Annotated in this window: 12 protein-coding genes; 1 reads left to right on the top strand and 11 read right to left on the bottom strand. The window is 44.7% G+C overall.

What is annotated here, in order from left to right; genetic code table 11:
• Positions 1–102: 102 nt before the first annotated feature.
• The 10 genes from CW735_RS17445 to CW735_RS20065 form a co-directional block, all read right to left on the bottom strand.
• Entirely contained in the window at positions 103–1,053 is a 951-nt protein-coding gene (locus CW735_RS17445; RefSeq protein ID WP_071980760.1) for a VWA domain-containing protein, read from the bottom strand.
• Positions 1,053–2,111 (bottom strand): VWA domain-containing protein, encoded by a 1,059-nt coding sequence (locus CW735_RS17440; protein ID WP_071980759.1) that lies wholly within the window; start codon positions 2,109–2,111, stop codon positions 1,053–1,055. Before CW735_RS17440 ends, CW735_RS17445 begins: the two co-directional genes overlap by 1 nt.
• Before the next feature lie 15 nt (positions 2,112–2,126).
• Complete coding sequence (locus CW735_RS17435) at positions 2,127–2,897, bottom strand: MotA/TolQ/ExbB proton channel family protein (RefSeq protein WP_071980758.1); 771 nt, start codon at positions 2,895–2,897, stop codon at positions 2,127–2,129.
• Positions 2,898–3,021: 124 nt separating this feature from the next.
• Positions 3,022–5,007 carry an SUMF1/EgtB/PvdO family nonheme iron enzyme gene (locus CW735_RS17430; RefSeq protein ID WP_071980757.1) on the bottom strand — a complete coding sequence of 662 codons (1,986 nt, stop codon included), beginning with the start codon at positions 5,005–5,007 and terminating at the stop codon, positions 3,022–3,024.
• A 10-nt stretch (positions 5,008–5,017) separates the two neighbouring features.
• Positions 5,018–6,469 (bottom strand): hypothetical protein, encoded by a 1,452-nt coding sequence (locus tag CW735_RS17425; RefSeq protein ID WP_071980756.1) that lies wholly within the window; start codon positions 6,467–6,469, stop codon positions 5,018–5,020.
• 202 nt (positions 6,470–6,671) lie between these two features.
• Positions 6,672–7,925 (bottom strand): hypothetical protein, encoded by a 1,254-nt coding sequence (locus CW735_RS17420; protein ID WP_071980755.1) that lies wholly within the window; start codon positions 7,923–7,925, stop codon positions 6,672–6,674.
• Positions 7,926–7,946: 21 nt separating this feature from the next.
• Positions 7,947–8,492: a hypothetical protein gene (locus CW735_RS17415; protein WP_083595323.1), complete on the bottom strand. Its 546-nt coding sequence runs from the start codon at positions 8,490–8,492 to the stop codon at positions 7,947–7,949.
• Between the two features lie 317 nt (positions 8,493–8,809).
• A complete protein-coding gene (locus tag CW735_RS17410; protein WP_100973027.1) occupies positions 8,810–12,154 on the bottom strand; it encodes an amidohydrolase family protein in 3,345 nt (1,114 codons plus the stop codon).
• A gap of 164 nt (positions 12,155–12,318) precedes the next feature.
• The gene (locus tag CW735_RS17405; protein ID WP_100973026.1) at positions 12,319–12,588 is read right to left on the bottom strand and encodes a hypothetical protein; all 270 of its coding nucleotides are present in this window, start codon (positions 12,586–12,588) and stop codon (positions 12,319–12,321) included.
• Entirely contained in the window at positions 12,504–12,785 is a 282-nt protein-coding gene (locus CW735_RS20065) for a chemotaxis protein CheB (RefSeq protein WP_100973025.1), read from the bottom strand. Before CW735_RS20065 ends, CW735_RS17405 begins: the two co-directional genes overlap by 85 nt.
• Here CW735_RS20065 and CW735_RS19780 point away from each other — a divergent pair.
• Positions 12,717–12,884 carry a hypothetical protein gene (locus CW735_RS19780; RefSeq protein WP_198521022.1) on the top strand — a complete coding sequence of 56 codons (168 nt, stop codon included), beginning with the start codon at positions 12,717–12,719 and terminating at the stop codon, positions 12,882–12,884. The two genes, CW735_RS20065 and CW735_RS19780, sit on opposite strands and share 69 nt — an antisense overlap.
• 93 nt (positions 12,885–12,977) lie before the next feature.
• Here the strand turns inward: CW735_RS19780 and gorA are convergent, their stop codons facing one another.
• Positions 12,978–14,324, bottom strand: coding sequence for a glutathione-disulfide reductase (gorA, locus tag CW735_RS17395; protein ID WP_071980753.1), 1,347 nt, complete (start codon positions 14,322–14,324; stop codon positions 12,978–12,980).
• Positions 14,325–14,516: the final 192 nt, after the last annotated feature.

Below are 14,516 nucleotides of genomic sequence, written 5' to 3'. Positions count from 1 at the left end.
ATAGCGGCGAGTAAATGTTGTCAGAGCTATCAATGAAGTCTTTATGTAAAGTGCATAAATCGCCGTAGGGCTTGCCAGCGCTTTAAGCTTTAATCCCTTTTTTTAAAAATACTGACCTATAAACGCACCGCGGTTTCGCTTTGCTACTGCTTGCATAAATGCCCCGAAACGCTGAGCATTGCCATTACTGCGACTAAAACCTACGCCATGAATACGTATGATAGGTTTACCATCGGCTCCGCTATTTGCTTGTGTTATTTGCATAACAATTTGGTCTAGGTTTGCTCTTTGATAATCATCACCGAACACATAAAGGCTGACGGTTCCCTTAGTCTTTTTGTAGAACTGTATAGCTTTTAAAATGCCCGCTTCGGGTTGACTGGCACCACCTTTAAAACTTTGCATCTGATCCATCGCCGTCTTTCTCATCGAAGGTCTATCGTCTAACCATTGCCCCGCTTTGCTTGAGAACATAAAGCTTCCGTCAGCTGACATTATTTGGAAACCTTTCATTTTTGGGTGGTTTTTCAAAATATCGTTAACAATGGTAATCACTCGATTCCAGCTACTGCCATTAGACATTGAGCCCGAATTATCAATTGCGAAAATGACATATTCAGCATCGGTAGGTATACCGCCTACATCGTCATCCGGAGTGTCCGTTGAATTAGGCGTATTGAGCATTGCAGTCGTTTGGCGAATCTCTTTTCTCAGCGATGAGGCCTTGTCTTGTAACTGTGTTATGGTTTGTTGTGCACGAGGGATTGATGAATCTAAGTTCTGTTGTTCGTCTGTTACCGATGCAGTTTTACTCTTTGCTGCGCGCAATTCTTGTTGCTTATCTGAAAGCGCGCCTTTAAGCGACTCAACATTGACTTGCGCTTGTAAAACTTGGTCAATTAGCACGCTTACGTTACTAGGGCCTCGCTCGGTATCTTCAGTGCCATTTTTGGCCAGCAACACGAGCATTACCACGGCGCCAAAGGCGCAGGAAATAATGTCTAAAAAGGCAATATTAAAAACCTCTACTGGCGCGCGTTGAATTTTTCTCATTAGGGCCACTCCGGCGCGGGCGCAAGGAAAGTGCCGCTGGTTACCCGGGTCCATTCCCAATACATGGGAGAGGCATAGGGATCGCCTTCAATAGGCAGTAAAATCACGTTATAACTGACCCCTTTTTTGGCCCGTTTTACTGATTCGACAAATAATGTTCTTCTGCAGTCTGATGAGATAGATTTTTTGCTACTTATCAAGTTTCGGCAGCTTAGCGGTAAGCCTTCACCAAGGGTAGGCAATCCGTCGGTAACAATATATACATCGCTAATGTTAGGGTTTGCGTTGAATAACACTGCCAGGCCCTCTTGAAGGTTTGTACCTCCAGCGGGTACCACTGCGCCAAGATCTTTTACGATGGCGTTAATTGAGCCACTCACTTTTGCACTGTTGACGTTTCGTATGCCAAGTGGCTTAGCGGTATCAGAGAAGGTGACAACTGTAAGCCTTGATTCTTGCGGCACACGTGCGAGCATCCACTGCGCGACTCGCTTTGTGCGTACCCATTTGTCTGTAGAGACTTTTTGACTATCGCTAAGGGCGAGTTTACTCAACACATCTAGAAGAGTATCGCCCATCATAGAGGCACTTCTATCAATTAAGAAACCAATGTCGCGGCCTTCTATTTTCATGCCTGTAATGTAATTTTGTTCTCCGGTTCCCTGCATTTGAATATTGGCAGATTTTTCTACTTCTTTAGACAGCGCTGCAAGTTGGTTTTCAAGGTCTGCCACTACGGCCATCTCTGTAGACATATCTTGCAACAATTTAGACTGGTTTTGTGAACTATCTTCCTGCGCTTGTTCCGCATCATCTTGTTTAGCAGACTCAAGGGCTATTTTATCGTTAACTTCATCTATCGACTTTTTCAGCTTTTGTTGCTCAGATTCTGCCGCAGCGAGTTCTTGCTCTAATTTTTCTTTCTCATCGGTGGGCATAGGGGTAAACGCATTAAAATCAACGAGTATAAAGATCAGGATGACCGCGCCTAATCCGCATGCCATTACATCAAGAAATGCCAGGTTAAATCCGTCGGTTGCTTTACGCACTTTAGGCATGTTTACGTTGCTCGTTTAGTGATGCAGATGAGACAGTAAATGACGTTCACATGATGCTTGTGTACGAATAACCATAGTATCTTGCCGGCCATTTAATAAGTGCATAAACAGCATCAATACTAATGAGATAAACAAAGCGACTAATGTTGAATTAAATGCAACACCGAGCGACGCCGTCATTCCGGCGATATCGCCATCCAGTGCGGCGTCGGCCTGAGCAAGCGCAGCGCCTATACCGCGCACCGTTCCAACGAAGCCAATAGACGGAATGGCCCAAATGATGTACCTAATCACATTGTTGCCACTTTCTAGCTGTGCCGCAATGTTTTCAATCGACGAATGGATCGCGTCGGCGGCGTGCTGAACATTGTTTGTGTTTTTATACCGCCGAATACAATTTATCCATGTACTGTAAGCAGGTGTATCGCTATACGATGAAGAAGACAATTCATGTATTGCTTCGTCTACATTTAACGGCTGTTCTTTGTTGTGTTCGGGTAATAAATCGCGAGAGTAGATTTCTTCTTCGTCAAGAAGTTTCCACAGTTTGTATACCATCAAAAAAATACAAAATAGCATGAGGGAAATACACACCTGCTGCTCCACATCTTTTAAGATAACCCAAAAAGAAGACAAAGAGGCTGTACCCGCTGTGGCCATCACTTTTTCTGCTGCTGGACGTATAAATCCAGCAAAAAGAAAATGAACCACCGCAAAAATCAACAGAAAAACACCACCGCTAAACAAAAAGCTGGGGTTCATCGATAAGGCATTGTTTTTATTCATAGTAAACCCTTGGCGCTAAATGTTGGTTGGAAAGTCTTGTGGCGCATCTAGTGATACAAAGTATGCACTGGCCGAGCCTGCGATAACCACAAGAATGGCCGTCACTATTAGTTTCTTTTTCATTCTAGTTCTCATATCTTGCTATCCGAAAGCCAATATCGTCTTGTGCACTATTCTCACCTGTTCGTACGCTTGCTCGAATATTTTTTAACCGACCTGTTTTAAACGAGGCCCCTTTAACAACATGCTTGCTGCCTTTAGGTCCAAGATAATCAACGACAGTGCGGCTATTTTGTGGTGGTGTAACTGAATATCCATCGTGTACCCATTCTCGTACATTACCATCTAAGTCAAAAAAGCCGCCACGGTCAGCATCAAACGAGCCAACAGGAGCTGCGCCAGCGAATCCGTCATCATATTCTTTCAGAACAAACGTTTGTTGGCCGTTAAGCGATGCATCGGCAAAATTTCCCTGTTTATCTTTAAGCCGGTATTGGTTTCCCCAAACAAAAATAGTGGAAGAAGCCCGTCGGTTCATTTTTGCAATAAATTCCCACTCAGCTTCAGTGGGCAATCGATACCCCCTGGCCTTTGCATTTATCCCAACTACACGGTTTCCTTGCATAATGTAAAAAGGTGTTAACCCTTCTTTTTCACTTAACCAGTTAGTAAACGCAGCGGCTTGCTCCCAGCTGATATTAGTAATGGGTATCGATGCCCCCGTATTTGCGCTTTTTCCTGTAAATGCCGCGAACTGAGCTTGGGTAATCTCGTGTCGTGAAATCCACACCCTGCGAGAGAAGTCAACAGTAAGTTGGTGTTCGTTGCGCTTGCGATCTTTTTCATTTGGCGGCGAGCCCATGGTAAATTTTTTTGGCGTTATCAGGGTCATTTGAATCCCCAATGCAGCGGCAAATAGAGGTTTGCCCTCCCTGCGCCTTGCGTCAAACTCGGTTAGCATTTCAGCGTTAACGGTTAAGCTTTTTTGGCTATTAGGCGTTATCGTTTTCTCAACACTTCTGTAGCCTTCTCGGATAAACGACACTTTTGTCGGCAGTGTCTGAAGACTCAAGCTTAAAGGTGTTTGCCCTTTTCTAACGCCTTCCACAAAAACTTCAGCGGGGAGTGATGATGCTAATTTCACATCGCCATACGCTTTTTCCAACTCGAAGCGAATGGATTTTTGTTCGCCAGGCTGTAGCTGAACATTTTGCTGCTGAGAAACGAAACCTGGTTTTTCGTAGTTAATTGTATGTGTAGCATTGGCGTTTACGCTAGTTTGAGGCTTGGTGGGAGTGCCATTAATGCTTATCACACCACCTTCTGGAGAGGTGCTTATTGAAAGTTGTGCCTGCAGTAGTTGTAACTTATAGTTTCGAGAAGGTGATAAGCGTTGGTTCGTAACGTCAATGGTGTCATGCAAAGGCTCGAAGCCATCTTTTTCTACAGTTACGTCATAACGCCCGCCCCGTCTTGCGACGGTAATAGGGGTAGTGCCTACCGACTCGTTGTTAATACTTACGATGGCCCCTGCTGGCGAAGAGTTAATGCTTATTTGGCCATCGATGGGTGTGTGTTCCATCACCTCTTCAATTAATGCAGCTTTCTCCGCATCAATGGTTAAGATAGCAGTGTTGTAAAACGGGTGAGTCGCTGATATTTCATAGCTGCCTTCTGGTAACTCTGTCTGCAGAGTATGATTTACCGTTAGTTTCTCACCATTAACATACCAGCTTACATTTGCTAGGTTGGGGTGTGTGGTAACATTGATAGTCGCGGGAAGAGGAGAGAGTTCTACCTCAATCGTACTAGGCGTAGCGCTAACTATATCGAGGGTGGATGGCGCAAACTTGGGTGCAGACACGGTTATCTTTGCTGCGCTTCCAATAACATACAGCTTATCGCTGATGAAAAAAGCGTTGCCGCCTACCACTTGAAATGCTGGCGATTTGGCTGCTTCATCGGGGGTTACATTAAACGCGTAGCCTTTAGTTAAAAACAGCCAGATGAAGTAAATCGCGGCTACAGCAAAAAGCCCTATTAACGAAAAAATAGCTGCTGTTTTTCTACGTCGCTTTCCCTTTGCAATTGCTTCATCAATACTACTCACAATGTCTTCCTTATACTTTCTCTGTGCAAACCACGTGTACCGATAAATTAGTGGACGATGGCGTCACTTTGATATTTTTAATTGTCGAACGATATCCTTTGCGTTTGCCCTCAATGCGATAATCACCGGGCTTAAGCTGAATTGTTTTACGTTTCACTTCTCCAACGATGCCAACGCCAAGCACTTTAATGTAGGTATCATTATCAGAGGTAATAGTGACATCTTTTGGTGTATTCGCGTCGTTTATTGTTTGCTCTAGTACATCCGCCTTAGCACGCAGCTTTTCGCTCCTGTCAAAATAAGGTTCGGCATTCGCAAGTGTACTATTTGCCGCATTTCTTATATTGTCGTCGGCAAGTCTTTCAGGCTGGCTTAGAAACCTGTCTATCTGTTGATGACTAGCAACAATATGCTTTGCGCTCTTGCTCGATTCTAAAAGCAGAGGACTTGTAGGAAACTGCTTTAAGCCTTTGTTAGTAAGTAATGCTACGGTTTCCCATTCATCAGCGCTTATAAAAAGAGCGACCTGATTTTCAAGCTCAGTTAAATTGTTGTTAGCAATTTTTGCGTCTAATTGCTGAGATAAGAGTTTAAGCGCTTCACTATTTGCATCGATAGTCTTAGCTTCAGATAAAAACTGGCTAGCCGTTGTGAACTGCTCCTTTTCTATGGCGCGTTTGGCTTTTGCCAACAAATTATTGAATTGAATTGTTTTTTGCTGTTCGTTAATAGCGGCAAGGGCTTGAGATGCATCTTCTCGCAAGGGGTCGAGTTTTACAATTTCTGTATAGGCTGTCTGCTGTTTAACAATATCGTTTTCAATTTTACCTACTCGGGCCTGCTCGTAAGCATCTTGAACCTGTTCGAAAACATCTATGCGCTGCTGCAGTGTCTTTGCGGGTTTGTACTGTGGATTAATGTCTAAAGCCTGGCGATTTAAATTAAAGGCAGTGGCATTGTCATTTTCATTAAACGCGTTTAGCGCCTTTTCAAAGAGCTCGGTGTAAGCCAGTTCGAAAGCGCTAATCAGTGCAACTGTGTTGCTTTCCACCTCAGAGACAATTGATTCAGCATGACTGTAATTAGCGTCAGCATACGCGTTGAAGGCCTCGGCTAATTGGTTTTCAATCTTTTTTGCCGCTTTGGTAAAGCGCTTTGAATAGCTGACGCGAGCAGACATAGCCTCAACTTGCGCCTTTGTTTCGCTCAGCCTTTTTTGCAATGCCTTTCGCTGCGCTTCGCTGAACGCTTTTTCAGTACTAATGTTGTCGCTGCTCGCATTTGAGCTGCCGGTTCCCTGATGTTTGTTATCAGAGTTCGATGAAGGTGCTGGCAAAACTGCAATAAGCAAAATAACGATAGCCACTACCACCGCTAGCGTTAAAACCGCTAATAGTACCTTCTTTATTTGTGCTTTTTTTTTCGCTCGGCTTTCTTCTATTGCCCTATCAACGCTTTGCATGGGTACCTTGGACTTTTTACATTTTTAAAACGCTTCAACAGTAAAATATTCCTCTGCGTGGCGTTTGGGTTAACTCGCAAGAAGCCGATATTTAAAATTGAAAATCGGCTTCGTTGCAGAGTAAGCACACTTGTTTCATCAAAAGCGCTCTTAAATGCTTACGAGCACTTTTGCTTTAAAAAACGAAAGTAAGTTAGTGTACTTAAAGCGCCGTCATTGGCGTTGCTTCCATCTCATAGATGTCTTTGAGACGAGAACGGAGCTGATAATATTGCTCGCTGGCGGTACCTTGAAGTTCAATTTGCTGATCGTTTATTTCAACAATTTGATCAGCCACTTGAATATCTAAGTTTTGCCCCATTTCGTCAAACAAATTACGCTGAGCTTGAAGCTCTTTGTTCGTTTTAATGGCTTCATTTAACGTACCAATAGCTGCTATACCTGCGCCAGCAGCGGCTACCTGTCCTGCTGTTGAACCAGAGTTAGAACCAAGAAGTACAGAAGCGACTGCAAATAAGCCGGCAGTGACCTGCTTTGTAGTACGTTCAGCTTCTAGTTCACGAATTTTCTTCGCCTCGGGTAGAGTTTCTTTTTGGTACTGTCTATAGGGCGTCTCTGTGGTTACCCAAAATGCTTCGTAGGTTTCTTGAAGGCTGTCAATAAACTGTTCATCTTTTGCTTGAATAGCGCGGACTCGACGCAGCATGGCGTCGTTTTCTGCTGGAGCGCTTACAAGTTCAACTCTGCCCTTTTTATCCTGCTTTAAATATTGGCTAAAGGCTTCTGGGCTGTACATTTGTGCATAGCGAAGATCCGAAATAGTTTGTACTTCTTTTTTGTAAGCTTCTGATTTTTTCTTAAGTAAGTCGTATACAAACTTTGCGATATTCTCAAATACTGGGCCATTAGGGTTTTCACCACGCGACATTGCGTCTCTGTACCAGCCCTCGCTTACGCGATATTCAAATTCTTCTTCGCCCCAAACTGCGTTTTTTGCATCCATTACTTTCACGCCAATTTCGACTGTTTCGCTGTCTGAATAGTTAATGATGCCGAGAACGTAAACATCGGCCAGTGCGGAAGCGTCAGGAGTCACATTAATGCTGCCAAAAGACTTAGTTTTACCTAACGCCTCCTTGGTAGCGATAGCAAAACGGTTTGCCTCTAAGCGGCGTACCTGGGGCCAGATGCCTTCCTCTTCAATTTCGTCATAATCTATTGAACCGTCGCTCTTGGTGGGGAAGCCTGGGTCAAAAACCGGAATAGCGACATCCATATAAATGGAAGAATTGTAGCTGTAAGAGTTCGATGAAGAACCTAACGCCTGTCCCGCACCCGGACCAACCATTGATGGGCCTACGCTTGATACACTTGTTTGTGTTGAGCCACATCCACCTATTATCAGCAGCGAGGCAGTGGCTATCACAGTCAATAGCTTTTTATTTAACGAAGACATTTCCTTTCCTTCCTTTCATTGTTAATTACAACCATATTGTTTTTTTAATTCTTGAAAGTGCGCTTTTTCAGACTCTGTTGTTGCACTTTGTAAACCTGTGTTAACCGCATCGCATACCGCTGAGCTGCCGCCCTTCGCCTGACCGCCAATAGTTTTTTTAGACGTTGACGTTTGCGTTGATGTGGTTTGTGTATTTGTTGCCGCGGAATCTGTACTTGTCTTTGATTGTGAGGAAGATAACTCTGAAGTACTGCCCGACGTGCCAGCAGCGCCAGCCGCCCCTTGTCCGCCTGACGCACCCTGTCCAGCAGCATTTGCGACGCTTTCAGCGCTAGATTGAACGGCGCTATCCATACATTCTTCGGTTTGATCTAAAACACGAAAAAGAGATTGATCCATGGCCCTTATTTTTTCTGCTTCTGTCATAGAGGAGGTGTCTTGCTCGCCAAAATCTAGTACTGAGCAGTCTTCAAAATAAATAGGCGTGCCTTCGGCTAAGCCAAAGTGAGACAAACTCATTAATACTATAAAGGTCAGAAGACTCGGTACACGAGGGGTCACGTCCATAAAATCCTTTTCACGTTAAATGTAATCATATCGCTACTCCCACATTATCTTTCCAAGCAGTGGAACTGCCCTAGGAGGAAGCACACGGCCATTCGCAACGTTGCTTTTTATCGAATTTATATTGATTCGAATTTATGCTGGTTTAAAAACATTCGCGCTGCTGGCCAATCTTTTACTTTTATAGCACCTTTTATGACGCTAAAAAACCATCAGATAAACAAAAAAGCCAGTAAAGCGAGGTCTTACTCATCATTCACTGGCTTTCTAACTACTAGCAATTATGTCTTACTAGTTTGCATACATACGTTGTATCAGTATTAATGCTCCCAATGGAAATGATGGGCTTTTGCTTCAATAGCATCAGCAGTTTCCTGTGGCATAAAGGTGGCATTGTCTTGTTCAAAGAAAAACGGTTTGCGTTTCTTCTTACTGCCCACTTCATTCATGGTAGCCGACTCATAAACACGGCCATTTAGCACGGTATATTCAACGTATTCGCTTTTTCTGATATCGCTAAGTACATCGCCCTCTATAACCACTAAATCAGCTAGTTTGCCCTTTTCGATGCTGCCAATATCTTTCGACATACCTAGGTGTTTGGCACCATCGATAGTGCCACCGCGCAGTGCTTCCCACGGCGTAAACCCACCTTGTTGCATTATCCATAACTCCCAATGAGCAGCTAAACCTTCACGTTGACCGTGAGCACCAATATGCACGCTTACGCCCTCGTCTCGAAGCTCTTTAGCATAGCTCGCAACGTTTTGATGGTTGTACTGATTTTCAGGCGCAGTCGGTCTGCGAATAGCCCGTCTATCAAGTATGGTTGATGGCGTGTAGCGCAATAGGCGTGGGTTTTTCCATACCTCTGTTTTGTCATACCAGTACTCTTCACCCATCATGCCACCATAAGACACGACAAATGTAGGGGTATAACCAAACTCTGTGGCTTTCCAAAGTTGAGTGACATCACTGTAGCCTTTTTCTATTGGCAGGCTGTGTTCTAACCCCGTGTGCCCGTCTACCAGCATAGTGAGGTTTTGCTGAAACTTACCTCCGCCTTCTGGCACTACCATCATGTCTTGATTCTTAGACGCCCATAGCACTTGCTGGCGCTGATCTCGACGAGGCTGGTTATAGCTTTTCACCGATATCGCGCCGGCTTCTTTCAAGCGCTCAACATGGAAGTAGGCATCGTCGTAATCGTTAATGATGGCTTTGTAACCCAATCCTTCCGCGCCATATAAGATGGTTCCGGTTGAATAAATACGCGGTGCAACAATTTTACCTTTGCGCTGTAATTCAGACGCCGCAAAAATTTCTGTAGTGTCGTTCGATGGATCGTGAATGGTTGTTACACCAAAGGACACGTTAGAGTATTGACTCCAGTTCTGCTGCGGAATGATCTCGTTTCTTCCTTGCGAGCCATGGGCATGGGCATCAATAAGGCCAGGAATAATGGTTTTTCCACTGGTATCAATCTGCATGGCATCGGCAGGAATATCAATGTCGCCGCGTTTTCCAACAGCTTCTATGCGATTGTCTTTAATAAGTACAATACCGTCTTCAATAATTTCCTGCGTATTGTCGGCATCGCGCATGGTCACCACTTTTCCGCCAACAAGCGCTTTGTAACCAGTGGGTTTATCTGCTTTGGTGATAAAAGACAGGTCGATACCCTGTGCTACTGGTTCTGGTAGTGTTTCTGCTGCGCCATCAACGAACGCGAAGGCCTCATCAAGGCTACGTTTAAACAGAGTAGGGCCGTTAAACCAGCTCAACGTTTTATTATCTGGCGACCAGGTTAAGTATTCACCTGCGCGAGAAGAAAGCTGGGTAACAGGCAACGAAGTCATATCTGGGCCGATGGTGATTTTCTTACCATTCTCAACGAAAGGCGCTACATAGGTTTTAAATTGATAAACAAACGCAATCCATTTCTTATCATGCGAGAGTTTGTACTCACTTACTTTTGTGCCCCCGTATAGGTGAGTGCGCTTATCGTTACCCTGAAGATTTACACTTGAAAGTTGGGTTTCGTAGTATGCTTCACCGCCTGCAGATTCGGTAAAGTAAACGCGGTCGTCGCCACCAGCAAAGTGCGCGTTATAACCGCCGTCGGTTACTTTTGTAACTGTGTCTTCATCTAGGTCCGCAACGTAAATACCTGGCTCAACCGAATACTTAGGGTCAAGTAGGTATCCGCCGGTAAACTTACGGAACAATACCTTTTCGCCATTTGCAGAGAACGATGGTTCAATATAGTGACCAGGCATTTCACTAATGACTTTGCCTTTGCCGCCGCGCGCAGATACCACGCGAACAGTGCCAAGGTCTTGGTCGTTCCATGTGGTGTAGACAACTTTTTTGCCGTCGTTAGAAAAGCGTGGATAGAATTCGTCGTGATCGTCTTGTCTGGTGAAACGTTTAATTTTTCCCGACTCAACATCGCGAACATACAGTTTCCCGAGGGCTTGAAATAATACTGTCTCGCCATCTGGCGACAGCTGCGACCAGCGTATCATGTTCACATCAAACTCGTCTGGCGCCACGTCTACATCAAAGCGTAGCGCATCGGCATAATGCAATTTTGCGTCTACGCTAATATCAATAGTGGAAGTAGTTTTGTCATCAATGTCGATAGTGTGGAACTTACCACCTGTCCAGTACACAATTTTTGAACTGTCTGGCATCCAGTCGAAATAAGCAAAATAGCCTTCTGAACCGAAGCCTTCCTGCATATCGCGCTCTAGCTCAAGAGTAAGCGGTGTTTCTACCCCGGTTTTGATATCTTTTAAGAATAGAGCCGTTCTGTCTTTCACGCGACGAATGAAGGCAACGTATTTACCGTCTGGAGAAGGCGTGGGAACCACTGCACCACCGGTGCCGCTAATATAACGACTTTCTTCACCGGTTTCGCGGTCGAAGCGGGTAATAGCAAAAATGCCCTCTAGCGGATCGCGGTTATACTCGAAGCGGCTGCCCGGCACCGTGTTTTCAGTAAAGTAAATATATTTACCATCATGAGAAAATACCGGGTCGGCAATATTTTGTTGGTCTCGTTTTCCGCTGTTTCTCGCCTTTATTTGCAGTCCATCACCACCTGATTTGTGATACATCCAAATTTCACCGGCGGGTATACTGCGGCTCGACATTATGCCTTTTGTTACTACCAGGTATTCGCCGTCGGGACTCCATTTGGGTGAGTGAATGAGGTTGTTTTTCTCACTTGTTACTTGACGAAGGTTCCCACCGTCTATGTCCATCAACCATACGTTACTCAACCCATCGCGATCGGATATAAACGCCACATGTTTTCCATCAGGCGAGATAGAAGGCTGAATATTCCATGCAAAGTCTTGAGTGAGAGGAGTGGCGTCACCGCCGTCAATATCAACTTTATACAGATCCCCCAGCATGTCGAAGATCATAAACTTGCCGCTAGGTGCTACATCTAAACTAGACCAAGTGGTTTCAGTAGTTTTTATTGCCACTTCGTTAAGCTTGTAAGGAGGGTTGCTTACATCCCAACTTTCTACGTCATAGCCTTCAACAGCTGTTTCTTTATTTTTACCTTCAACGTCGGCATCCTGTGCTAGGGTAGGGCTGATGTTGGCAGCCATCAGCGCCGTGGCGATAAGGCTTAGTGATAATTTCTGCATTCTGTTTATTCCCAACTTTTTATATCGTTAGTTATTCTTGTTTGCGTGGTGTTTGTGCTCTGCAAGCTTATGTTATAAACCGCATATCTAAACATTACTTGTTATTTCTATCATACGTTACAACATAGTCGTAACTTAAACTTAACGCGACTAGTCGCTTTCGTTTAGTGATGAATGTCGGTTTGGACTTTAATTATGTTAAATTGCAGCTGCCTGTAGCCAAACTCGCCCACATCTACACTAACAATATTCATTGCGTGCTGAGCTGCTAAAGTTAAGGCAACGCGCGCATTGCGTTCGCCAATAGTGTCTTTATCTGCATCATCAATATTAATGTTAACCCGGTTGTCTAACATGTTTCCGCCACCAACAATGTGCGTGTGAAACTCAGACAGTGGAAGATGATATTTTTTCGCATTTTGGGCGAATAGTATGAAGCAGTCTTCAGCATAGCGCGGGTCGCTGTTGCGCCATCATCCCCAATACCTGTCAAAATGACTGCTGATGCGTTACTGGCAACTGTATTGGCGGCTGAGCGAAATAGCACATCTACAGAGGGGCGATGCCTAGATACCAGCGGCCCGTCTTTAATATCCACATAGTATTTCGCGCCACTGCGGCGAATGGTCATATGCTGACCCAGATTTCGATGAAGCTGAAAGCTAAAGTGGCTGAGTTGGTTGTTGAAGAAGCTGAAGAAGAAGAGTACTTGGATGTAGAGTTTTTCTAAGTTGAAATCGATGGCTCTTTTGGTGTAAAGCCATCGGTTTCAAGACTTGCGTATTTTTGGCTTAAGCTGAAGCGGTTACCGTCCTCAGTATAACTACATTGTCACGAATTCTTCGCCGCTGGTGGGGTGAATAGCCACACAGGCATCGAAGTCAGCTTTGGTGGCGCCCATTTTTATCGCTACCGCAAAGCCTTGTAGTATCTCGTCCATGCCATGGCCTATACCGTGCAAGCCAACTACTTTTTCATCTTTGCCTGCACAAATGAGCTTCATCTTTGTCATTTGGCGATGACGAGTAACTGCGGTGTACATAGATGCAAAACTTGAAGTGTAAGTTTTTACATTGTCTTCGCCATGCGCTTCAATGGCCTCCGGCTCGGTTAATCCAATGGTGCCAATTGGCGGGTGGCTAAACACAACCGTGGGAATAAGCGAGTAATCCATATGTGCGTCGTCTTGACCATTAAACAAACGCTCGCAAAGCAATCTGCCAGCTTTAATGGCTACAGGCGTCAGTTCTGCCTCGCCGGTGATGTCACCCACGGCATAAACATTCTTTGCTGTTGTATTCTGGTATTTATCTACCTTAACGGTTCCGTTGTCGTTTAACTCAACATCAGTGTTTTCAAGGCCAATTTTATCTGTAGATGGCTCGCGACCAATTGCCCAAATAAGGCAGTCGGCTTTTAATTCTTCGCCGTTAGATAAGAATACCGTCAGTTCTCCGTCGTCTGCTTTTTCAACTTTGTCTACGCTGGCAAAGGTGTGAAGTTTGCAGCCTTCAGTGTTGATCATGTCAACAAGCGTTTCGTGAATAATAGGGTCGAAATTGCGAAGTGGGGCGTGCTTTCTCACTACTAAATGAGATTCTGTGCCTAAGGCGTGAAGTACACCCGCAAGTTCAACGCCAATATAGCCCGCGCCTACTACTACAGCGCGTTTTGGCTGTTCTTTAAGGGCAAAGAATCCGTCTGAGTCGATGCCATACTGCGCACCTTCAATATCCGGAATAGATGGGCGACCGCCTACTGCTATAGTAATGTGATCGGCGGTGTAGGTTTCGCCATTGACCTCAATGGTATTGTTGTCTACAAATTTTGCAAAGCCGTGAATCAATTCAACATCGTTGGCCGTTAGTACCCTATCGTAAGACGCGTGGATACGCTCAATGTAAGCTTGGCGACTTGCAATAAGGCCATCCCAACTAAAATGATTTACCGAAACATCAAATCCATATTCTGGGGCATAACGGTGCACGGCTTCAGCGATTTGTGCGCCATACCACATCGCTTTTTTAGGAACACAGCCTACGTTTACGCAGGTGCCGCCTATATCTTTCGCTTCAATGATCGCTGCTTTTTTACCGTGCTTCGCTGCGCGGTTAGCTGAGGCTATACCACCACTTCCGCCACCAATAGAAATATAATCAAAATGTTTCATACAAAAGCCTTTTTAATATGTAGAGCAGATTTTTCCATTCTCACATGAATTTTACTCCAACAACACACGAAAACGCATCATGTGCCAGAAGTATGCGATAAACCACTATAATGAGAGAGCCCTTACGTTTTAAACTGTGTTGGGCAAATGTGGCATTGCAGTATGTAAGGCGTGCTTTCTGACACGCCTAAA

This window comes from Alteromonas sp. MB-3u-76 (assembly GCF_002831605.1).
GTDB lineage: Bacteria > Pseudomonadota > Gammaproteobacteria > Enterobacterales > Alteromonadaceae > Alteromonas > Alteromonas hispanica.
This window is presented reverse-complemented; position numbering and strand designations above follow the sequence as displayed.